General features: G+C 39.9%; 18 protein-coding genes and 3 pseudogenes. 2 read left to right on the top strand and 19 right to left on the bottom strand.

The window, feature by feature from the left end; genetic code table 11:
- Window positions 1-21 precede the first annotated feature (21 nt).
- The 18 genes from AACW06_RS02940 to AACW06_RS02855 all read right to left on the bottom strand — a co-directional run bounded on the left by AACW06_RS02940 (window position 22) and on the right by AACW06_RS02855 (window position 20,063).
- Window positions 22-1,077 (bottom strand): hypothetical protein, encoded by a 1,056-nt coding sequence (locus tag AACW06_RS02940; protein WP_192073919.1) that lies wholly within the window; start codon window positions 1,075-1,077, stop codon window positions 22-24.
- 1 nt (window position 1,078) lies between these two features.
- Window positions 1,079-2,161 (bottom strand): glycosyltransferase, encoded by a 1,083-nt coding sequence (locus tag AACW06_RS02935; RefSeq protein WP_192073918.1) that lies wholly within the window; start codon window positions 2,159-2,161, stop codon window positions 1,079-1,081.
- Between the two features lie 24 nt (window positions 2,162-2,185).
- On the bottom strand, window positions 2,186-3,454 hold the full coding sequence (locus AACW06_RS02930; protein ID WP_192073917.1) for a hypothetical protein: 1,269 nt from the start codon (window positions 3,452-3,454) through the stop codon (window positions 2,186-2,188).
- Window positions 3,455-3,464: 10 nt separating this feature from the next.
- Window positions 3,465-4,541 (bottom strand): Gfo/Idh/MocA family oxidoreductase, encoded by a 1,077-nt coding sequence (locus AACW06_RS02925; RefSeq protein ID WP_192073916.1) that lies wholly within the window; start codon window positions 4,539-4,541, stop codon window positions 3,465-3,467.
- Window positions 4,535-5,533, bottom strand: coding sequence for a hypothetical protein (locus AACW06_RS02920; protein WP_192073915.1), 999 nt, complete (start codon window positions 5,531-5,533; stop codon window positions 4,535-4,537). The genes AACW06_RS02925 and AACW06_RS02920 overlap by 7 nt, the downstream gene beginning before the upstream one ends.
- Window positions 5,534-5,568: 35 nt before the next feature.
- Entirely contained in the window at window positions 5,569-6,753 is a 1,185-nt protein-coding gene (locus AACW06_RS02915; protein ID WP_192073914.1) for an N-acetyl sugar amidotransferase, read from the bottom strand.
- Window positions 6,734-7,453 carry a HisA/HisF-related TIM barrel protein gene (locus AACW06_RS02910; RefSeq protein WP_192073913.1) on the bottom strand — a complete coding sequence of 240 codons (720 nt, stop codon included), beginning with the start codon at window positions 7,451-7,453 and terminating at the stop codon, window positions 6,734-6,736. The genes AACW06_RS02915 and AACW06_RS02910 overlap by 20 nt, the downstream gene beginning before the upstream one ends.
- A 9-nt stretch (window positions 7,454-7,462) precedes the next feature.
- Entirely contained in the window at window positions 7,463-8,083 is a 621-nt protein-coding gene (gene hisH, locus AACW06_RS02905; protein ID WP_192073912.1) for an imidazole glycerol phosphate synthase subunit HisH, read from the bottom strand.
- The gene (locus AACW06_RS02900) at window positions 8,073-9,212 is read right to left on the bottom strand and encodes an N-acetyl sugar amidotransferase (protein ID WP_192073911.1); all 1,140 of its coding nucleotides are present in this window, start codon (window positions 9,210-9,212) and stop codon (window positions 8,073-8,075) included. Before AACW06_RS02900 ends, hisH begins: the two co-directional genes overlap by 11 nt.
- A gap of 2 nt (window positions 9,213-9,214) precedes the next feature.
- Window positions 9,215-10,270: a pseudaminic acid synthase gene (gene pseI / locus AACW06_RS02895; protein WP_192073910.1), complete on the bottom strand. Its 1,056-nt coding sequence runs from the start codon at window positions 10,268-10,270 to the stop codon at window positions 9,215-9,217.
- Window positions 10,271-10,277: 7 nt separating this feature from the next.
- Window positions 10,278-11,780 (bottom strand): UDP-2,4-diacetamido-2,4,6-trideoxy-beta-L-altropyranose hydrolase, encoded by a 1,503-nt coding sequence (gene pseG, locus AACW06_RS02890; RefSeq protein WP_192073909.1) that lies wholly within the window; start codon window positions 11,778-11,780, stop codon window positions 10,278-10,280.
- A 13-nt stretch (window positions 11,781-11,793) separates the two neighbouring features.
- A complete protein-coding gene (gene pseF / locus AACW06_RS02885) occupies window positions 11,794-12,489 on the bottom strand; it encodes a pseudaminic acid cytidylyltransferase (RefSeq protein WP_192073908.1) in 696 nt (231 codons plus the stop codon).
- Window positions 12,489-13,664, bottom strand: a complete 1,176-nt coding sequence (gene pseC / locus AACW06_RS02880; protein ID WP_192073907.1) for a UDP-4-amino-4,6-dideoxy-N-acetyl-beta-L-altrosamine transaminase — start codon at window positions 13,662-13,664, stop codon at window positions 12,489-12,491. The genes pseF and pseC overlap by 1 nt, the downstream gene beginning before the upstream one ends.
- Window positions 13,661-14,674 (bottom strand): UDP-N-acetylglucosamine 4,6-dehydratase (inverting), encoded by a 1,014-nt coding sequence (pseB, locus tag AACW06_RS02875; protein WP_192073906.1) that lies wholly within the window; start codon window positions 14,672-14,674, stop codon window positions 13,661-13,663. Before pseB ends, pseC begins: the two co-directional genes overlap by 4 nt.
- A 236-nt stretch (window positions 14,675-14,910) precedes the next feature.
- Complete coding sequence (locus tag AACW06_RS02870; protein ID WP_192073905.1) at window positions 14,911-16,197, bottom strand: lipopolysaccharide biosynthesis protein; 1,287 nt, start codon at window positions 16,195-16,197, stop codon at window positions 14,911-14,913.
- Between the two features lie 45 nt (window positions 16,198-16,242).
- Window positions 16,243-17,274 (bottom strand): NAD-dependent epimerase/dehydratase family protein, encoded by a 1,032-nt coding sequence (locus tag AACW06_RS02865; RefSeq protein WP_192073904.1) that lies wholly within the window; start codon window positions 17,272-17,274, stop codon window positions 16,243-16,245.
- Between the two features lie 66 nt (window positions 17,275-17,340).
- Window positions 17,341-18,621, bottom strand: coding sequence for a Vi polysaccharide biosynthesis UDP-N-acetylglucosamine C-6 dehydrogenase TviB (tviB, locus tag AACW06_RS02860; protein ID WP_192073903.1), 1,281 nt, complete (start codon window positions 18,619-18,621; stop codon window positions 17,341-17,343).
- Window positions 18,622-18,857: 236 nt separating this feature from the next.
- Complete coding sequence (locus tag AACW06_RS02855) at window positions 18,858-20,063, bottom strand: LPS O-antigen chain length determinant protein WzzB (protein ID WP_238336620.1); 1,206 nt, start codon at window positions 20,061-20,063, stop codon at window positions 18,858-18,860.
- Window positions 20,064-20,365: 302 nt separating this feature from the next.
- Between AACW06_RS02855 and rfaD the strand changes: the two are divergent.
- Both rfaD and AACW06_RS02845 read left to right on the top strand, forming a co-directional pair.
- A pseudogene (gene rfaD, locus AACW06_RS02850) lies at window positions 20,366-21,324 on the top strand (ADP-glyceromanno-heptose 6-epimerase).
- Window positions 21,325-21,383: 59 nt separating this feature from the next.
- Window positions 21,384-22,399: pseudogene (locus AACW06_RS02845) on the top strand (nucleotide sugar dehydrogenase); the annotation flags it as partial.
- A gap of 30 nt (window positions 22,400-22,429) precedes the next feature.
- On the opposite strand, the pseudogene AACW06_RS02840 reads toward AACW06_RS02845, so the two are convergent.
- A pseudogene (locus AACW06_RS02840) lies at window positions 22,430-22,612 on the bottom strand (ISAs1 family transposase); the annotation flags it as partial.

The following is a 22,612-nucleotide window of genomic DNA, read 5'->3' as shown; positions in this document are numbered from 1 at the left end:
ATCTCTCGATGATAAGAAAACTTAATGTCTTTTTTCACTATTATTAATTTTCCTTTGGTTTAAATAAAAAATAAAAACAGGAATTGTAAAGATATAATAACGCCAATGAAATATATCGTTAAACATAATTGGAAGTGGGGAAAATATCGCCATCATTAGGTATGGATATGAGTCACTTTTTTTGTTATGTACTTTAAAAACAACCGAAATTAAAACCAATATTGTATACAATGAAAACAGAAACCCCAATAAATTAGCTTTAGCACCCGCATGAATTCCCGACACAATTACAGTCCAAAACCTTGATAATATTAACATAATATACTTAGGTATGTATGCCACAAAGTACATATAGTTTCTAATCATATTTGAAAATGTTAAAGAAACAAAACCACTATCACCAACAGCTGCATCACTAGAGTAGGACATCAAGGCGCCTCCTTTTAAAACAAAGGGCGAGAGCAATGAAACTAAAAATAAAGACAATAACAAAAAATTCCAACGAACTTTACCAGTTCCGGGAGGGAAAATAAATAAACAAAAAACAAACACAAACAGCATGTAATAACGAGCAAAAAACAGAAAAAAAAAGCAACATAATAAATATTTAATATTGTTACTTTTATAGTACGCCAAAAAAAATAGAGTTGACGACACTACAAATATCTCTTTGTTTAAAGCAAAAAAGCCTAATGCAACATATGGAATCAGAACAATCCCAAAGAAAAATAGAATCCTATTTCTTTCTAAATATTTCATAGATGAATAAAGAGAAAAAAAGAAGACCATACAAGAAAAAATAAGAATAGGTGAAACTTGACCATCAGTTAGCAATAGCATTAAAACCGGCGCACCAACCATAAATGAGTAAATTAATGACTCAGTTGTCATGGTTGAACCATCACGCAGTAAAAATATTTTATAATAAACACCAGGGTCACTAGCAAACCAATAGGCACTTCCATAATCAGCAGCATGCATCGCTTGAATAGATTCTGAAAAAAATACTATAATCGAGCTTACAATAAAAAAAGAAATGACACATAGGATCAATGAATTTGATTTACCAACATTCACCTTATTTACCGCCTAGTAATGTATAGAAGTAGCTGATATATTGATTCGAACTAAATGAGCATCGGGCTTCATTTTTTATAACATTGACAATATTAATATTATTATAAGTAGATCTTTCGATAATATCACTAACAATTTCTTCTATGTTCTCTAAATTTTCATCCAAATAACTTACTCCTTTTTTGTCACCAAATCTTCGACTATCACCAGTATCTAAAATAATAACCTCGCACCCTTCCAATAGCGCCTCTGCTACAACTCTTGAGGGGTAGTTCGTCACTTCCTGTAAAGAAAAAACAACCCAAGCAGTTGGAAGAACTTTCTTAGGGTCACCATAACCCAAATAGTCTATATTTATTCCCTTAAGCCTCAGTATCTCTACTTGCTCCGTTACAAAATCAGATAGACTCCCTAAGCCATAAATTTCAAATCGCACTGATGCCTCCGAGCTCAATTGCTCATTAATTTTAGGCAATAATGAGAATAGCACCTCAACTCCTTTATTTGGCTCCAATCTAGATAGAAAAACTAACTTTCGTTCTTTTTCTTCATTTCCATTTTCAGTTGGATAAATATATGTCCCCCCAGGAGTCAATGATATTTTGTCTTTAAGATAAGGATTCCTATCTTTTACAAGAGAAAAAACATTTGGACTCAAAATATCAATTTTACTTGAGAAAAAGCTGGCAATATATTGTAGTGTCGAATTTTTATTATTAGTACTTAATTTAGGAGGATTGTAACAATCGCAATATGAAATTGTGAATTTTTTACCTCCGAAAAGGTGCAGAAAAAAAAGAGGGCTTAAAGGATAGTGGAAAACATCTTCGTTCTTAGCCACTTTAAGAACATCGTTATAAAATCTCCAGGCAAAGCGTATTGGTGACCACGCAGGCATGTCCACTATTACAATATTGCAAAGATAAGGCTGGACATCTTCGCTTTCCGATATCAAGTTAAACAGGCAACTTGGTAGGACTAGATATATTTCTTTATCATATGCAACTAACCCTTTAAAAATATCAAAGAATCGTTTCTCAGCCCCCCCAATTCCACCTGAAACCATGACTATATACTTTTTCACTTACTTTAACCTTAAGGTTTGTTTTTAATATTTATTTTCTATTAAATCAAAATAAAATGCTTTCAATGAATTTCGAACTTCTTCGACATTGTAAATATCTTTTGAACCTTGTTTACACGATATATTAACCCACTTCTGTATATACTCTTTATTCAATTCACCAAAGGTAACATACCCTTCAGACTCAAGCTCTCTAAAAAGTCCATAGTTTTCATTTCCGAGCTTTAAAGATGGACATAGTAAAAGAGAAGGAACTTTTGCTATCGCAGCTTCACCTACACAACTGCTAGACATAGTCAAATGCACATCGACGTCATCAAGTATGTAATGCAGTGGTAAATTACTTGACATTTCAAATTCAACATTTTTATATTTTGTAGCTAATGCTCGGACATGTTCCACATGGTGTCTATACCAAGGTCTTAACATCTGAATTGGGTGTAGACGAATTAAAAATAAAGTATCCTTGCTAGATTCTTGAATTAAATCTTCAATAGCAGGATGAACTATACCGTTAGGTATTATATTTGATAACCGGTCTCTTTCACCATCATAGCCCCACTGAAGCGATACTAGAATAACTTTGTCAAAATCGCCGATTATCGACTTTAATTCATCATTATTTTTATCTTTATTAAACATCAAATGATTATACCAAGCATCTTCGGTTTGATAAGATATTATGTCACGACCTTCACACAAACCCGAAACAGTCTTATAACTACATTGATCAAAGCTCAGAATAACATTAGGTAATAACTCATCAGGAAGAGAGAAATGTTTTGTAAATATATCATCATGTGCACTTATATTATTAAAGTGCATTAGTTCAACCACTTTTATTCCTCTCAAACGCGCAGCTTTACACAGTCCAAGTGGCGGTTGAATCGAAATTATCATCAATGGGTTTATTTTTTCAAGTAAATCACTATATATTCGAAGCTCTAATTCCGTTCGATAATCATCATAATTCTTCAAACCTAATATAGAGCTAAAAAACAATTTAACTCGCATAGCTAAGAACCTATAGTTTAAAGTTATGCTTCCTCCCTTTACTTTACCACTAGATAGTATAGCAAACGGATGTGAGATATTTACAAAATCATACTTACCAATTAGTAATGATTTAACACCCTCTAAAATTGGAGAATAATATTTTCCATTTTCTTTCATAGAACGGTTAACATCATGACAGCCAAACAAGATTGAATTTTTTGATATATAGTCTGGTTTTTCATCTTTTACAAGAATAGCACTACGAATCGTCTTTATTGCATTTAGAAATTTCTTCATATTCTGTAACTTATGCGAAGTATTGCCCGTTTTTACCAGTAACAGTTAGATCACTCGGAATAGTATCAATATCAATGTATTTATTAGAATTTAAGTGTGACCAAGCACATCCCAATAGTAACTGTTGTCCATACAAGATATCATTAGGTGATATTTTTTCGATAAACTCTTCTTCTGATATATTCCCCTGTACAACCTTTGCTAATTCTTCGAAAGCAACTTTAGTTGCCCCTTTAGGCGCTTGAGGTGTTATAAACTTTTGATCATGAAAATATGGAGAATGAGATTCTGATTTAGTAGACATTTGGATACAAGCACCATCACCATGGATAATCATTGTGCCATTAGAGCCTAACAATCGAACAACACCTCCTTCACCACAGCTTATTGAACCTCGAACCCCACCCTCAAATACAATTTGAGCACTTAGGATTAATGGATCAGAGTCTACGATATTATCACTAACAAGGTTAAAAGAGTTGGAGTCTAAATCAGCTCTAACACTAATAGGAGTTCCACCGAAGTACGTGAGCATGTCCATGCTATGAGGGTGAGTCCAGAGCAATGGTGAACATCCAAATTCAACACTAACTTCTATTAACTTACCGATAGCACCCTCAGCCAACAACTCTTTTGCTTTTCTGTATACGTAATGAAATCTTCGATTTACGCCATATGATAAAAAACACCTGTGGCTATCAGCAAGCTCTAAAAGCTCAACAGTCTTTCTCAAACTGTTTGAAAGTGGTTTCTCAACATAGATCCCCCTTACACCTTTTAAAATTGAACTTTTAATAATATCAAACTTCATCGGCGTTCTAGTTGCAACTGTAACAATATCTAGCTGAACGTCTTTTAACAGTTTTTCATAGTCTAGATATTTTTTATCTACATCATAGTCACTTGAAACTTCTGCAAGCCTATTTTCATCATTATCAGAAAATGCAACCAAACTCATAATATCAGTTTGTTCTATTGATTCAGCATGTGATATTGGTAACCAACCAGAAGGAACAATGCCTTCTAGTCGCTCAGATTTTTGAGCCCCCATTCTTCCACAACCGATCACTGCACACTTTGCTACCACTTTAAAATACCCCCTAGAGATGGGACAGTTCTATTATTTAAATGAGTATATACTTGTTCTAATTCCTTCCAATTCTCTACATAAGAATTAAGAGCTGCTGTTTCAATTCTATTACTCAAAATCATATCCGATATATATTCCATATTCCTTTTTAGCGTAAACCTGACATCTATAGGAAGACAATCACTTTCACAAACATGACCTGCATATTTTATATTCAACTGCTTATCGTAAAGGTAGCTAGAATCTAAAGGGTTAAAGCTTGGTAGGTTCTCACCTCGACCAGGGAAGCCTAATAGCACACAAACGCCCCCTAACCGTAGCAGCTTTAATCCAATTAAATAATCGTCCCAACTATCGGATGTATTGATAATTATATCGAACGAATCTTGTTCATCATTACTTCGTGCTCTTTCTTTTGACAATGTAGAAACACATGGGTCATTAAATATAGATACACGTTTAGGATCGCTAGTGATTAAAACTGGCGCCCCACCAAATGCAGCAACCAAAGCAGCCGTTGTATAGCCTAAAGCACCAAAACCAATAATTCCCACCTTGTGTCCTGGGAAAAATTTTGCTTTAAGTAATGAAGAGTAGCCTAAGTGATACAAATAAGTGTTTACAACTTTTTTTGCTTCAACATCCGTTAAGTTATCAAATGAAACTAATATCTCACTCTCAGAAATACAGAATTCAGTTCGGTGAGACTGATGAGTAAGAATCCAGTCGCCTATTTTAGTATTTTTAACCTGATTACCAATAGAAACAACTCGAGCCAAATTACAGTAGCCTTGCACTCGTGGGTATATCTTACCCGGACGCAAAGGAGGCTTTCCCATCCATGCTGACAGCTCTGTACCTGGAGATACAGCGCTATAAATGCTTTCAGCTAACACTTGATCGCCACTTTCGATCGAGAGTTCCCTATCTATAACTTTTAGCTCTTTAGGGGCTTCAAGTTGATAAATCTGCGATTTTCTAATTTTCATTCACACATCCCAAACTGCAATTAAAACACTCAATATCAGATAGATATACCTTTTCCAAAAACAACATGGTGCTCTCGTGCTGTTTTTGTCGGTAATAAAAAATCTCTCACAGCTCTTGGCAACCTCACTATAATGTCAACGTCACAGCGACTTTCAGTGATAAGCGCTTGAACTGCTTTGAGGCGATGCATCTTAAACCAGTCGTAGCCACTCTTACTGACACCCAACCAATCAAAAAATGGCTTCACATGAACCGGGGCTTGATTATACCCTTCCAATACGGTGCGACCTTCCTCACTCGTTAAACGACCGTGACGAATCTCCCTTGCCACATGATCATTCACCTTACGATAACCTACTCTCTTCAATTTAAGTAAATCATGCAACTGATAGTACACCGAGCTGCCTGCTCGCTCATACACATCAAATGAAGATGAGTTTGCTTCTGGCACGAACCCGTGCTGAGTCATCGCTTGGTTTTGAGCCAGTGGGTCCCAACGCATGTAGTTACTTAGATATAACCCTTGTACCCCTCGACGCGATAAAGCCTGAGTATTTGGGTATCGATAGTAGTTAAGCTCACGCTCATCAACTTGAGCACCATTACCTATTAAATGTTCAACCTCGACATTAAATAAGTCATGCTCTCGACGGCTCCAACGACTCATTTCAGTTGCATCATGGTGGGAGAACTTACCCACTTGTTCCACCGCTTGATTTTGCCCCCAAATAACAAGTGGGATCTTTCTTTCATACGCAACGTGTACGGGGAAAGAAGTATGCAATTGAAGAAAAGGCAGCATCATATGATCAAATTTTCGCAACGAGGTTCTCACCAGATCTTTGTATACCCGCATATCTGGGTTAAATACAAATGAGTCCACATCAAAGTGTGTGATCAAGTTATGTAGGTTATGCCAACCAATATCGTTCTTAAAGTAGTCATTCACACACACGACAAGTGGAGACAGTCCTAATTCTAATACCTTACTCAAGGTGTAGTAATCTTCGGCATCGCCAACAACTGGGACAACACAATCGTATTGTCTGCGCTGTTTTTTAAATCGATTCAGAGTCAGTTCAAGTTCACCAGCTTTGACACTCCAATCTATTTGATCTTTTTCTTTATGAGTGAAGCAACCCGAGCATTCTTGCTCAGAAACAATCAAACCAAATGGATGCTTTGTTGGATAATGACATTTAGGACATCTTGACAGCATGTTTATAACTCGTAATTGAATATTCTTTATGTAGGACTTTGTTATCAACCAACACAGAAGCAAGCTCTTGTTTGTGTGCTGACTTGACGGATTCAAACCCAACTCCACCACTGACAATCAATTTGCGATGGCTCAGTGGAATGTGTTTCAGCAGTTCAAAATCAAATTGGTTATTCGCCCCTTCATGCATCACATCCAACAAGATGACCTCGTTGGCATACGCCTGAATGAAGTCGAAATCAACGTCACTCAATGGAATAAACATCGCCTTTTCAGAACAGTAGACTTGCATACTTCCCTCACCATTCTGAATCGGGAGTAAGCATTGAATCGCTTGGTGACCAAAGAGATCTTTAGCCGTTTCAAGCAATTCACGATCTTTCGACAGGAATGCAGAGGAAAACACCAACCGCTCAACCGGCAAGTCATTCAACAACGCTAAATGCTCCAACGTTCGAATCCCCCCTCCAAAACTGATAGGCGTCATGGTTTTCAAGCGGTGTAACACCTGAATGTCTTCTTCAAATTTCGCCAACGTATCACACGCTCTCACGGGGCGAATAATGGCGACTTCGTCACATTGGTACTCTTCTAATGAGTCCAATACCCCTTGTAAGTCACCTAAAGGGCGCAGGGTAGTCCATTGATAAGACTGCACACATTGTTGGTTGTGTAATAAAACTGTAGAGCCGACTCGCATCGTATCTCCCTAAAGAATCATATTGATTAAGTCCGTTCCTGACACCTGACTTTTCTCAGGGTGGAACTGAATACCGATGATGTTATCTTTCACCAACAGTCCGCTGTACTGTTCCAGAGCATGACTCACTGGAAGAGCAAAGGCGGCATCGTCTTGACTAACTACACCATACTCATGATTATAAAAAACGCGTCCATCAAAAATACGCTTCTGACTCAACTGATGACGGCTTCCAAAACGTTGACCATTCATCTCATGCCGATGAAAAGAGAGCGACTCCCAACCGTTATGAGAGATTGCACTAGGCAGATGCTCGACATGCCCGCTAAGCAAGCCCAGCCCTTCAACATGACCATCCTCTTCGGAGTGCTCCATCATTAACTGAAAACCAAGACAGATCCCCATCAAACGACGACCTTGCTTGACATGCTCTTTCACCGCTTCATCAAAATGCCCCGCTTTCATTCGTTGCATGTATGAGCCCGCCGAGCCGACGCCAGGTAAAACAAGCATCTCGGATTGAATATCTTCCGGGCAAGTCACAACTCGAGTAGATACATGAGATTTCTCTATCCAGTTTCTTACCGAGCGAATGTTACCACTACCGATATCAAGAATATCAACCTTCATAATCCACTCCCACACTGAATTTTCTCACTGGACGTTGACCCGGTCTAATCTCAAAAATGGTAGGATTTATCCAGTGATTCGCAATGTTCCAGAACTCATCCATTGTTATACTCACATAATCTGAGTAACTTTGAATGATGCGGTCTGAACAAAGGCCATCGTACTTTTCTGCGATTTCAACCCCTTGCTCTCGAGTGAGTTTACCCGCGCGAATTTGCTCATTCACCGCATCGGTTGCTCGGCCAAAACCAAATTTATAGTATTTCAACATCATATTGATGTTCGTAAACTCTTCATCCAGCATAGACGCGTTTGACAGGTCCCCCGTCTCCAGCTCCTCACCCGGTCGAAGTGTTAAACCTTGCAGCGATGCATAGGCAGAGTTGTCATCATTACTCCAATCGTCCCATGCAGGGCCAAGATAGAAAATGTTGATTTGTTTACGCTCAAACTCTATCTCATTTGGGTATAAATAATGTTCAGCCAGGTAAGGAGAGGCGACCGCGGCTTTCAGCCAATCCGTACCGCCTGCCGTCAAAGTATTCAATCGACGCAAATTATTACCATCAAACTCATCAAAGCCTTCAACCGCCGCATCACCAACTTGCAGCGCAGGGTTTTCACCCCAAAAAATGGTATTCACTCCAAGCTCTATCGCCAAGCGAGGCACCGTAGAAAACAGGGACATCTCCGTTGACTTACAAACATTGCCAAATTGCTTAAATGACTCTAGAGCGAGTTGAGCGGCCGTTTGTGGTGCTGGCGTAGCGGCTATGACATCAAAACCCATTTCAATCAGGTTTGTTAGGTTTCGCGCACCGATTTCAGACATCTGCTTCGGAGGATAAGCACAACATACCAATAACGGTCGTAACCCTAAACGGTCACGAACCCAGTGAGCTTGGCGGGTACTGTCTTTTCCTCCGCTCACACCGACGATGCAGTCATACGCACCTTTGTTTCTCTGTTTCTGACGACTTTTCTGAATCTTGTCCTTAAGCAATTTCAATTTCAAGCTGGCATTATCATTACTCTCTGATTCAGAATAACGACACGCGATGCACACTCCTTCCGACAAAGAAGCGTTAGGACGAAGGTCCGTCGTTAAGCACTTTTTGCAGTATTTCATTATCAATCTATCTCTATCATACCAAACGACAGTGCCGTACCACGGGAAAGGGCTTGCGTTACTTTTCGGCCTAACACCGCTTCATAGTGCTTCGGTGCCAAGCCAAATCCAGGACGAATGCTACGCACATTATCAGGCGTCAGCACTTCACCTGCTTTTATATCTTTAACTACATACAAAGAGCGGCGAAACTTCACATTACCTTTTTCTGCTTCTGTTCTTTCGTAATTCACATGACCGAGTGCTTGCCATGCTGTTTTCGTATCTTGACAAAGAGCTTTTAACTCAGCAGGTTCAAGAGAGAAGCTATCATCAGCGCCACCACCATTTCTGTCCATCGTCACATGCTTCTCTATCAAGCAAGCCCCCAAAGCAACAGACGTCACTGCTGTCGCATTATCTATTGTGTGATCAGAAAGACCAGAAAGCACATCAAAGCGCTGAGCAATATCTGCAATCGTTCTTAAGTTATACTGCTCAGCGGGTGCCGGATACCCACTCACACAATGCAACACAACCAATTCTTGGCAACCATTATCTTTCGCCGTTTTAATGGCTTCGGCAATCTCTTCTTCATTCGCCATACCGGTAGAGATAACCATTGGCTTACCAGTCTGAGCAACGCGTTTAATCAGCGGTAAGTCAATTACCTCAAACGATGCAATCTTGTAGGCAGGAGCATCTAGCTCTTCCAGTAAATCCACGGCCGTGAAGTCGAAAGGTGAGCTGAATATCGTCATACCTAGCTCTTTTGCTTTTTCAAACAAGGGCTTATGCCATTCCCAAGGCATGTGAGCGCCTTTATAAAGTTCATATAAGGTTTGGCCACCCCATAGACCACCATGAATCTGAAACTCTTCAGAATCACAGTCCATCGTAATGGTTTCATGAGTGTAGGTTTGAAGCTTGATCGCATCCACCCCAGCCTTCTTCGCCTCTTCCATAATCTGAAAGGCGCGGTTGATATCACCATTATGATTAGCAGACAACTCAGCAATGATATATGGTGGAAAATCTGGGCCAATTTGGCGGCCGTCAATGGTTATAAATGGTTTCATTTTTACCTCAATCAATAGGTTGTCGAAGGTAAGTTTCATCATCGACTTGTTGGTAACCGGCTCTCTGGAATAGTCGCTGAGAAGCACCGTTTGATTTTAAAACCGTGGCATGCAAAGTAACGTCAGGGTGTATCGCATCAACCATCGCAAGAGCTTGTGATGCAACGCCTTGACCGTAACTCCCTGGCTCCACAAAGATCGACACAAGGTAATGTCCGACCTTTATTCTGTCTAAGCGCACGACACCCAAATGACGTTGATCCAAGCGATCCGTTACCATATAAAAATAGTCAGACGTTTCAGTCAGTTTTTTTGACATCCAAGCTTGATGCTCTGCCCAAGTAGGGGGATCTGAGTTTAGCGCATACTTTCTCGTGCGCGGGTGGCACTGCCACTCATAGACAAGCTGGATGTCTTCTTGAGCTGCCAAGACTAACGACAAAGGCGCTTTATCCGATGTGAGTAACTCATTTATGATGAGCGCGACTCTGCGAACACCACGGCCATCACACAACGCTAAATTGGCAAGTTTCATCTCATGCCAACGCTCAATCAATGCAGAGTAAGCACTCACGACTCTGGTGGAGATATCTTCAACTTCCACCTTAATAGCAGCCTGACAATCAACCAACTGCTGACTGATCAACTTCTGATTGTCCGCCAGAGGAACAATCAGGTTTGGTAACCCCAAACAGGCTCTCTCCCAGCTGGTTGTGCCAGGAGCACCAATCGCAACATCATGCGCCAACATTAAGCTCGCCATGTCGGAGACAAAGTCCAGATGAGTAACAAAGTGATGTTCCGCACACCACTGTTTAACCTCTTTATAATGAGGCGCGCGCGGAGAAAGCAGGACGGTAAAATTAGCATGAACGTTAGGCACTAAAGACTCCAGAACCTTGAGAGTCGCATTGGGAGCGTCAACCCCACCCATCGATATCAGTACCTTTGAGGGCTCCGACACAAGCTTTCGAGACAATGCCAACTCTCGCTTTTTGGCAAAAGCAGGTTGCAGCATGGCATATTCACTTCCTGCCAATACAACTGAAGCACAGCCACGATAATCTGCCTCGGCACGCCCTAAAGTTTGATCAAGCACGACATCCGCACAGTGAACGCGAGCAAGATCGTCAATGGCCAACAAGCGACAGTTCATCGCCTGCTTAACTGAGTGCTGCCATTGTTCATCGATAGCATAATGATCTGTCACGACCAAATCCGCAGAGCCCACAGCGGCAACGAAGTCGCTTACGTCTTGAGCAAGGCTTTTTTGAAGCCAAGCCACATAATCGGCATCGTGCAGGGGAGCGACAACTTGTTGAGGGGCTGGCAGTGTTATAACACCGAACCCTCTTTGCTGAATGAACGACCGCATGTCCCCTTCTAAAGGCGTGCATGCAAAAGTGACGTCATAAGCTTTTTGCTTCAGTTGGTCAGCAAGCACCAAACACCGCATGACATGACCACTTCCAATCAATAAGGAAGCATCGACTCGAAAAACGACTTTCATAGCAATTTCGACTTTATTTTTCAGCCAATTTAAAAGCAGAGTAAAGCGCTTCTGCCAGTTCCCAATCTTCTTGCGTATCAATATCTTGAACACGGCAACGAGGCAGTCGCACGGCTTTAGAATGAGGCGAGAAGATAGAAAGTTTGTTTAAGAAGGCATTGGTCTGCCCCCAGTAGAACTGACCCGCATCGTGATAAGCTTCCTCAAGGTCTTGTGACCGTACTTGCTCATTCTCCGGAGAGAACATGGAAACAGCACCCTGCTCATCAAGCTTAATTGCGCGTTGGATTGGAAATGGGAAAGACGTTGCACTGAAAGCAAACTGAACCCCAGAGTCTTGAAGCAATTGATAACCTTCCTGGAGATCTTTAGGCAGTACAAAAGGAGCGGTAGCATACAAACAGCACACCGCCTCTACGTTCCACCCTTCGCTTTCACACCAACGAATGGCATGGGCCATCACGTCCATGGTGGTCGCATGCTCATCGGATATGTCATCAGGGCGCAAGAACGGCACTTGCGCTCCGTATTCTTTCGCGACATTGGCTATTTCAACGTCATCAGTAGAAACAATGACCTTATCAAAACACCCCGATGCTGTTGCAGCTTCAATCGAATACGCAATCATAGGTTTGCCATGAAACGCCTTGATGTTCTTACGTGGGATCCGCTTACTACCACCACGTGCAGGAATGATTGCAATTTTCATTAACGTCCCTGCAAGATATCGGTCAAAGTTTGAACTACTGTATCTTGCTGTTCTCCCGTCATACTATGGAACATCGGAAGAGAAATTACTTCACTGTAGTAACGTTCAGATTCCGGGAAGTCCCCATCAACAAACCCCATATCTTGATAATAAGGTTGAGTATGAACAGGAATATAATGCAGATTGACCCCTATTCCACGTTCACGCAGCGCATCAAACACCTGGTTATGCGTTAACTCAATCTCATTCAAACGCAAACGAATCACGAAAAGATGAAGCCCAGAATACGTATCAGGTAACTGATAAGGTAACACTAAAGGTAAATCAGCGAGTTTTTCGTTATATCCATTAGCAAGCTTATGGCGAGCCGTCACAAACTCATCAAGACGCTGCATTTGGCTCACACCTAACGCCGCTTGAAGCTCCGTCATGCGGTAGTTAAAACCAAGGTCGACTTGTTGATAATACCAACCGCCATGAGACTCCCCACGCATAAACTCAGGATCGCGAGTCACACCATGACTGCGCAACAGCGCCATTTTATCTGCCAGCGTTTTTTGATTAGTCAGTGCCGCTCCACCTTCAGCAGTGGTTACAATCTTAACTGGGTGAAAACTAAATACCGTAATATCTGAGTATTCGCAATTCCCTATCGGATGACCTTTATAACGTCCACCAATCGCATGTGACGCATCTTCAATGACTTTAAAACCATACTCTTTTGCCAGTTTACCAATGGCAGCCATATCACAAGGTTGACCGCACAAATGCACAGGAACAACGACTTTAGGTAGCTTGCCATTTGCTTTGGCTGCAATCAGCTTTTCCTCAAGACGTTTAGGACACAGGTTGTAGGTCGCAGGGTCTATGTCGACAAAATCAACTTGTGCACCACAATACAAGCCACAGTTTGCCGACGCTACAAAAGTGACTGGGGATGTCCATAGCCAATCCCCTTCCCCAAGCCCTAAAGCCAAGCAAGCTATATGGAGTGCCGATGTCGCACTGTTTACGGCTAGCGCATAACCAGCGCTCGTATATTCAACAAGCGCAGCCTCAAATGCAGGAACCTGAGGCCCCTGAGTTAAAAAGTCCGATTTCAAAACACCCAAAACACTGTCGATGTCTTGCTGATTGATATCTTGTTTACCGTAAGGAATCACAATATGTCTCACACTGCAAAGTTTGGATCAACATGCTCTTTGATAAGTTCACGCAGGCCTTCAATAGTTTCCCACTCAGTGTTTGTTCCTGAGTTGTACTTAAAGCCGAATGGTACTTTTTCTGCTTTATGGTGAGCCATATATTCCTGTTCGCTATAAATCAGTGATACTGATGGCAAAATTGCGTAATATCGACCTAAATCAATCGTATTTAGCGAGTCCGTATCTGTAATCATCTCTTCATGTAGTTTCTCACCTGGGCGAATCCCCACAACCTTTGTAGCCACGCCAGGAGCCACTGCTTCCGCTATGTCTAGGATTTTGTATGATGGGATCTTGGGGATGAAAATTTCACCGCCTAAATGATTTTCTAGTGCGTACATCACCATATTTACGCCGTCTTGCAAAGAGATGTTAAAACGTGTCATCTCTTCGTGAGTAATTGGCAGAACACCCTCTTCTTTCTTTTTCATAAAGTATGGAATAACAGAGCCACGAGAACCCATCACGTTACCATAACGAACAACACTGAAACGGATATCTTTAGAGCCTCTAATATTGTTAGCTGCAGCAAACAACTTATCCGATGCTAATTTAGTTGCACCATATAAATTAATGGGCGCACAAGCTTTATCAGTAGAAAGTGCAACAACATCTTTTACTCCACACTGTAAAGCCGCATTGATTACATTTTCAGCACCATCGACATTAGTACGAATACACTCAGTCGGGTTATATTCAGCTGTATCAACCTGTTTAATTGCAGCGGCGTGAATTATGACATCTACACCTTCACAAGCTTGAATTAGGCGGTTTTGATCGCGTACATCACCGATAAAAAAGCGAAGTTGAGGGTAATCTTTACTCGGATACTGTAGCTTTATTTCTGACTGCTTTAACTCATCACGAGAGTAAATGATTATTTTCTTAACATCATCATACTGCTCCAGAATACTTTTTATAAACTGCTTACCAAATGAACCAGTACCGCCAGTTATCAATACGCTCTTATTATTTAGCATGAAACACCTTTATATTTTAAAAAATCGTAATATCGTCTCAGAAAAACCACCAACTAGCCATAACGTCCATATCTGGTAGCTACTTACCAAAATGTAAAAATAGTATGGCATTCTCATTTAGATACTTCATCAGCCTTTACTATTATATAACAAATACATATGCACTTCCATAATGACACGCCCTTGAAAGGTGTATCATTACAAATAAAACACAACACTAACCGCTATGATATTTCTCATCTTTTTATTATATTAACTTTTAAAAAAACAAACATAGAGTAATATTTACACCAAGGAAGCTTTATAATAAAAGACGATACAAAAAGAGCAGATAAAAACATAAATGCGTTACTAATTGCAAACGAAATCGCCCCTCCTATGATCCCCCACCGTAAAACCATATAATAGGTTAATAATATAGACAGGGTTCCAGAAAACAAAGTAACCATGGATAACAAACCAGTTCTTCCAGTAAAGAAATATAAGCCTGCAATAGCATGATACATACCCGTGAATGCATTACCGATAACAAACCAAATAATTAGCTCATCAGCTGAATAGAATTCAGAGCCTACTATATAAGGAAGTAGAAACTTCAAAACAAAATATACTGGGAAAATCATCATAGAAAAAAACAAAAATATAATATAAGTAGAACTTGTAATCATAAGGTATGCTGATTCAGTTTTCTCTTTTAACTTTTCGTACAACCAAGGTGAATAAACTTTTGAAAATGCATCAGATAATATAGCCATCACCATTGCTACTTGCAGACCTACCATATAAACCCCCACAGACTTATCACCTAAAATATTGGCAACAATAAGCCTATCCACCATTGAAATCGCAAATGCACCAACAGCATGAGGAAGTAAAGGCACTCCAAACCTTAAGATTTCCAATAAGTGTTTTCGTTTTATTCTAATAGTTAAATTACCATTAAGGTAAAGGTATAATAACGCGATAATAGAAAACAATGAAATGGATACTGAAATACCTAGGGTACGACTTTCCCAACTTTTCAATAAAAAGAATAAGAAGAAAACTGATAAAGTCGCGTTTAATAATGTTAATGATATCTTAAATAGTGCAAATTTAATTGCTTCTTTCTTTACTTGCCATAATGCCAATTTAATATTTACAATAAACTGTGACATTGCAGTAAAACAGGCTATTATCAACCAAGTTTTTGGTAATAGTGTATAGTCACTAACGAAGTCGACATTCCAAACTATAAATAAGACTAACAAACAACTAACAATAAGTATCAGCAGTGATGATGCTACATATTCAGACAGTTCCTCCTCAGATATTTGAAAATATTTCACACTTATTGCACCATGTACACTAAGCCCAATAAATGTTCCTAATATTGATACTGACAACGTAAACATCGTGACTAAACCATAATCTTCAGGAGTTAGTACTCTTGTCAATATCGGAAGAAGAAGAAATGGTATTGCCGCATTAAATATATTTGTAAACAAATATATAAATCCGTTGCCAATTAGTTTTTTACTCATAGTATGAATTTACAAGAGAATATCATTAAAGCACAACACAATTAATCACACCCCTTGCTTGAGTATTTTGACATACCAAGGCATCGCTTCTTTAATCCCATCGGTTATATTGTACTGTGGCTCATACCCTAATAAGACTTTAGCTTTTGATACATCAGCTTGCGAATGACGCACGTCTCCAGCTCTAAACTCTTGATAGAACGGGGACTTTTCAGTAGAAATACCATTATTGTTTAATTGAATTTTAATTTCTTCATACAAATCATTTAATGTAGTTCGATCTCCGACCGCAACATTATATACATTATTTTTAGAAGCTTCATCGCAAGTCGCTGCTAATATATTAATTTGGACTGTATTAGCTATATAGCAAAAATCCCTACTCGTCTCACCATCCCCATTAATATATACATCTTCATCTTCAATAATTGAAGATGTCCATTTGGGGATGACCGCCGCATAAGCACCATTTGGAGTCTGTCTTTTACCGAAGACATTGAAGTAACGTAAGCCTACAGATTTAAAGCCATATGTTCTTGCATAAACCTCTGCATAAAGCTCATTTACAAGCTTTGTCACAGCATAAGGAGATAAAGGCTTACCTATGTTATCTTCAACCTTTGGTAAAGCAGGGTGGTCACCATAGGTTGAACTACTAGCGGCATAAGTAAAGCTAGTAACCTGTTCTTCCTTCGCCGCATTAAGCATATTAATGAAACCAGATATATTTGCCGAATTTGTAGTAATAGGATCAGCAATAGAGCGTGGTACACTCCCTAACGCGGCTTGGTGCAAAACATAATCAACACCTTTAACAGCCGTTTGACAATCAGAATAGTTACGGATATCGCCTTCGATAAAGGTGAATTTTCGCCATTGACTATCAGAAACAAGCCCTTGCACTTCATCAAGGTTGTATTGAAAGCCTGTTGCAAAGTTATCTAAACCTACTACTGTTTGATTAAGTTTTAAGAGTGTCTCTAACAAGTTTGATCCAATGAAGCCAGCAACGCCTGTTACTAGCCAAGTTTTGGGCTCAGTAAGCAGTTCACGCTTGATTTGTTCAAATTTAATCATGATTTACCTGTAACTAGGTATCAGAACTCACATTATGTGATTTACCTGATACCTATTGAATTGTAATTATAAGCGCATATCTACATCTGATTTATCTAAGATGTATTTCAAGTCGTAGAGTACGTGAGTCTCTTTGCCTAAGCTGTGAATAGCTTCCGCACCTAGGTTTTTGAACTCGTTATGCCCTACAGCCATAATAATTGCGTCGTACTGGCCTTTCGCTGGTTCATTGGTCAAACACAAACCGTATTCAGATTGAGCCTCTGCATTTGAGCACCATGGATCTGTTATATCAACATTAATGTTATAGTCTTTTAGCTCAGAGACAATATCAACAACCTTAGTATTACGCAAATCTGGGCAATTTTCTTTGAAAGTAAGGCCCATCACTAACACATTAGCCCCCTCAACATGAATTCTTTTTTTCAGCATACTTTTTACCAATTCTGAAACAACATATTTAGCCATGTTGTCATTTAAACGACGCCCGGCAAGTATCATTTCAGGGTGGTATCCGACAGCTTGAGCCTTGTGTGTTAGATAATATGGATCAACACCAATACAGTGACCGCCAACTAAGCCAGGACGGAACGGTAAGAAGTTCCATTTTGTCCCTGCAGCTTCTAGAACTTCTAATGTATCAATCCCTAACTTACCAAAAATGATAGACAGCTCATTGATGAGCGCGATATTCACATCTCGCTGAGTGTTTTCAATGACCTTTGCTGCTTCAGCGACTTTGATGCTTGATGCTTTGTGTGTGCCAGCCTCGATTATTGACTTGTATAGCTGGTCAACAAATTCTGCTACTTCTTCGTTTGAACCACTAGTCACCTTGAGGATATTTGTAACACGATGTTCTTTATCTCCTGGATTAATTCGCTCTGGAGAATAGCCGGCAAAAAAGTCTTTATTAAAAGCCAAGCCTGATGCAGCTTCTACAACAGGAATACAAGTTTCTTCAGTAGCACCAGGGTAAACTGTTGATTCATAAACAATTACATCCCCCTTGCTAATCACTGCTCCCAAGGCTTCGGAAGCTTTTATCAATGGCGTTAAATCAGGCTGTTTATGGTCATCAATAGGTGTTGGGACAGTAACAATATAAACATTACACTCTTTCAGATCTTCCAAAGATGCACTGTAAGATAAAAATTCTGCCTCAGCCAATTCTTCTTCACTACATTCTAAAGTGCTATCTTGACCGGAAGATAATTCACTAATACGCGCTTCATTGATGTCAAAGCCAATAGTCGGAATTTTTTTCCCAAATTCAACCGCTAGTGGTAGTCCAACATAACCTAAACCAATAATGCCTATTTTTGTCTGTTCTAATGATAGTTTCATCTTTTCTAACCTAGTTCAAATATAAACTTTCAACTTCCCATCTCAGCTTACTCCCCCACTGAGCAGGGTCCGCGCATGAGTTAACTAAATGTTAATCACCAAATAAAACTCGCTCACAGAACTCCGTATTCAATGCGAATTTTAACTGCCGTCTTTTCAATGTGCCCTTCATCTCGACTAACTTGATAAAGTTCATGCACATTTAACAAATTCGAGACAGGTTTTAAAAAAATCAATTACTTAGATTCTTTTCTAAATACAAATCTAACTAACACAACAGCCCCTCCCAACATTCCACCTAACAGCGCACCTAACACTGCAATTAGTGCTCGTTTGGGTTTATCTCTGTTAAATGGCATCTGAACATCATCTAAATACTGAAATGTAGCAAACTCTATCTCAGGGTTTATTTTTGTGTTGTTAATTAACGTTAGTTTTGAGTCTATCTGTTGTAAACGCGGCTCAATAACGCTCAAGTTTGATATAGTTTTTAACGCATTTATTTTTGCTTCAATAGCTGCGCTTCCTAGGTTTATTGAAAAAATCTCCTTCTCACCTAGGTTTTGTACGGGTGTGTAAACCTTTGCCGCTGTTGCTATTTGCAGTGCGTACTCAGCGCGTTGAATTTCAACTTCAAGATTTTGTTTTGCTTGTAAAGAAAGTGCTGTTTTTTGCTGTAATAGCTCATCTTTTTTAGTATTAATAATCGCATTTAAGTTTTGCAAAGCATCGCGACGAACAATATCACTAATATAAGCAATGTAATTTTGTAGTAAATTATAGCTATCTAGCTTTGTCGTAGCCTGAACCTTTAGCTCAATAATATTTTTATTGCTTTTATCTGGTTGTGATGTTGCTAGTTTACTAAACCATGCATTATACAAACGACGTGTAGCTTCATCGGCTTCGGCTTCGGCTTCGGCATCTAACTTATTTTTGAAATTTTGAAAGACAGCATTACCATCTAAAAAATTACGTTTATTTTTATTCGACTCAAAAGCCATAATGAATGATTGAAATAGCTGTTGAGGCATAACCAAACCATCTAAATAGTTATTCACTAAGATCGTACCGTCTTCTTGATAAACGTCAAAAATTGGTTGGTATTGCTTAACTTGAGATTGGTATTGCGTAAAATCTTGAACTTGCGGCACAGCAATTTTTGCACTGCTACTCCACCATTCCTGCGCCGTTAACGCATAGGTAATAGCGCCTATCGCAAATACCAAGGTAGTTAAAATGATGAACCACTTTCCTTGCCAAAGAGCCATAAAAAGCTCTTTGAGGTCAATCTCATCATTCTGCTCGTAAAAGCTTGGGATTTGTGGGGGAGACGGATTTTGGTTGGATGACTGGTAATGGTTATTCACAAACTTCCCTTTTTTCTGACATTTAGGTACGCTACCGCCCTTGAGCATGACCCCAATACGATAATACTTCATTTTGTGTAGCAGTTAATCGCTGCATTAATTTGGCAAAATTGTACCTTAATCGAGCCAAAGTGGCGATAGTCAGGCAGCGCATTCTAACACCCGCTGACGATGTAACTCCTTTCTCGGTCCGTTATTTTATCTGACATGAACTCTATTTTTTTAACTGCACGAAATAACTGTGATGAAACCGACATATCGACAACAGCAACTGCTCACTTTGCAACCAATTGGCACTTCACCTTTAGTACTCTTCCTAATGCTTATTGAAATGTTATACTTCCATGCAGCTAACATTTATTTGGGACAAATTTATGATCATCGTAACTGGCGGCGCTGGCATGATTGGCAGCAACATCATCAAAGCACTTAATGAAAAAGGCATTAACGACATTCTTGTTGTCGACAACCTTAAAAATGGTCGTAAGTTTCAAAATTTGGTCGACCTTGATATTGCTGACTATATGGACCGTGATGACTTCCTTGCCCAAGTTATGGCGGGTGATGATTTTGGCCCAATCGATGCGGTTTTCCATGAGGGTGCTTGCTCTGCGACCACCGAGTGGGATGGTAAATACATCATGCTCAACAACTATGAATACTCTAAAACTATGAATACTCTAAAGAGTTGCTTCATTACTGCTTAGAACGTGAGATCCCATTTTTGTATGCCTCTTCTGCTGCGACCTACGGTGATACCGACACCTTCGTCGAGGAAAAACAATACGAAGGTGCATTAAACGTTTACGGTTATTCAAAACAGCAATTTGATAACTATGTACGCCGAGTTTGGCAAGATGCGCAGCAACATGGCGAGAAGCTTTCTCAAGTCACTGGTTTTCGTTATTTCAATGTTTATGGTCCGCGTGAACAGCACAAAGGTTCAATGGCTTCTGTTGCTTTCCACCTAAATAACCAGATGAATGCTGGGGAAAACCCGAAATTGTTTGCAGGTAGTGAAACCTTCCAACGTGATTTTGTTTACGTCGGTGACGTTGCTGCGGTGAACTTATGGTTTATGGACAATGGCGTATCTGGTATTTATAACTTAGGGACGGCTAATGCCGAATCTTTCCAGGAAGTTGCAAAAGCCGTTATCAAACACCATGGCAAAGGTAAAGTGGAAACCATTCCATTCCCTGAACACTTAAAAGGTGCGTACCAAGAATTTACTCAAGCCGACTTAAGTAAGCTCAGAAGCGCTGGTTGTGATCACCAATTTAAAACTGTCGCTGAAGGTGTTGCTGAATATATGAGCATTATTAACGCTTAGTGATTACTGTCCTATGAACAACATGTCTTATAAGAATAACGAATAGTAAGGTAAATACATTGAAAATAGCGGTTGCTGGTATAGGGTATGTCGGGCTTTCGAATGCGATACTGTTGTCACAACATCACGAAGTGGTTGCTATGGATATAATCACGGAAAAGGTAGAGCTGCTAAACCACAAACAATCACCCATTGCCAATAGTGAAATCGAGCATTTTTTAGCCAACAAGTCTCTCAACTTTGTCGCCACAACCTGCAAACAGCAAGCTTACGAAAATGCTGACTTTGTGATTATCGCGACACCGACCGACTATGACCCATTAACCAATTACTTCAATATCAGCTCGGTCGAGGCGGTTATTGCCGATGTGATGACGATAAACCCAGATGCGGTTATGATCATCAAATCAACAATACCGGTTGTCTATACTGAAAAAACCAAACAAGACCTTAATTGTCATAATCTCATTTTCTCGCCTGAGTTTTTACGTGAAGGTAAAGCGCTTTACGATAACTTATACCCATCGCGAATTATCGTAGGGGAACAAAGCAAGCGTGCACAAACATTCGCCAACCTATTAGTTGAAGGGGCGGAAAAAAAGATATTCCTGTTCTTTTCACTAACTCAACTGAAGCTGAAGCGGTTAAGCTTTTTTCGAATACCTATTTAGCCATGCGAGTGGCCTACTTTAACGAGTTAGATTCTTACACAGAAGCACACAACCTTGATAGCCGCCAGATTATTGAAGGGGTGGGGTTAGACCCTCGCATTGGCAACCACTATAACAATCCGTCATTTGGTTACGGTGGTTACTGTCTGCCTAAAGACACCAAGCAATTGTTGGCCAATTACCAGAATGTGCCTAACAATATTGTTGGCGCAATCGTCGAGGCTAACCGAACCCGCAAAGACTTTATTGCTGATAGCAGCATCAAGCGCAATCCAAAAGTGGTAGGGATTAATCGCCTTATCATGAAATCAGGATCGGATAACTTTCGAGCCTCATCAATTCAAGGGATTATGAAGCGATTAAAAGCCAAAGGTATCGAAGTCATTGTCTATGAGCCGGTATTGAGTGCAGGGCGGGAGCATACTTTGATGGATTTATAACCCAAAGAAGACTCTAGCCCGATAATCATCGTTCCATCCCGCTTTTTTCGACTTCACTTTTTGGCTTGGCGCACCACAATCACATTGCTTGAGCATATTCATTACAAAGCGTCTGAACAGCGCTATGTTCTCGACGGCACCATCTAAAGTAATCCGAGAGTTATCCTCTTTAAAAAC

It is taken from the genome of Vibrio sp. S12_S33 (genome assembly GCF_963889785.1).
Classification (GTDB): domain Bacteria; phylum Pseudomonadota; class Gammaproteobacteria; order Enterobacterales; family Vibrionaceae; genus Vibrio; species Vibrio aestuarianus.
The sequence above is the reverse complement of the archived record's forward strand: the minus strand, read 5'-3'. Positions and strand labels throughout refer to the sequence as shown.

Excerpts from the sequence above, each read along its gene's own strand:
- AACW06_RS02930 (WP_192073917.1), bottom strand. The coding sequence starts at position 3,454 with ATGAAGAAATTTCTAAATGCAATAAAGACGATTCGTAGTGCTATTCTT.
- AACW06_RS02920 (WP_192073915.1), bottom strand. The coding sequence starts at position 5,533 with ATGAAAATTAGAAAATCGCAGATTTATCAACTTGAAGCCCCTAAAGAG.
- AACW06_RS02915 (WP_192073914.1), bottom strand. The coding sequence starts at position 6,753 with ATGCTGTCAAGATGTCCTAAATGTCATTATCCAACAAAGCATCCATTT.
- AACW06_RS02910 (WP_192073913.1), bottom strand. The coding sequence starts at position 7,453 with ATGCGAGTCGGCTCTACAGTTTTATTACACAACCAACAATGTGTGCAG.
- hisH (WP_192073912.1), bottom strand. The coding sequence starts at position 8,083 with ATGAAGGTTGATATTCTTGATATCGGTAGTGGTAACATTCGCTCGGTA.
- AACW06_RS02900 (WP_192073911.1), bottom strand. The coding sequence starts at position 9,212 with ATGAAATACTGCAAAAAGTGCTTAACGACGGACCTTCGTCCTAACGCT.
- pseI (WP_192073910.1), bottom strand. The coding sequence starts at position 10,270 with ATGAAACCATTTATAACCATTGACGGCCGCCAAATTGGCCCAGATTTT.
- pseG (WP_192073909.1), bottom strand. The coding sequence starts at position 11,780 with ATGAAAGTCGTTTTTCGAGTCGATGCTTCCTTATTGATTGGAAGTGGT.
- pseF (WP_192073908.1), bottom strand. The coding sequence starts at position 12,489 with ATGAAAATTGCAATCATTCCTGCACGTGGTGGTAGTAAGCGGATCCCA.
- pseB (WP_192073906.1), bottom strand. The coding sequence starts at position 14,674 with ATGCTAAATAATAAGAGCGTATTGATAACTGGCGGTACTGGTTCATTT.
- AACW06_RS02870 (WP_192073905.1), bottom strand. The coding sequence starts at position 16,197 with ATGAGTAAAAAACTAATTGGCAACGGATTTATATATTTGTTTACAAAT.
- AACW06_RS02865 (WP_192073904.1), bottom strand. The coding sequence starts at position 17,274 with ATGATTAAATTTGAACAAATCAAGCGTGAACTGCTTACTGAGCCCAAA.
- tviB (WP_192073903.1), bottom strand. The coding sequence starts at position 18,621 with ATGAAACTATCATTAGAACAGACAAAAATAGGCATTATTGGTTTAGGT.
- AACW06_RS02855 (WP_238336620.1), bottom strand. The coding sequence starts at position 20,063 with ATGAAGTATTATCGTATTGGGGTCATGCTCAAGGGCGGTAGCGTACCT.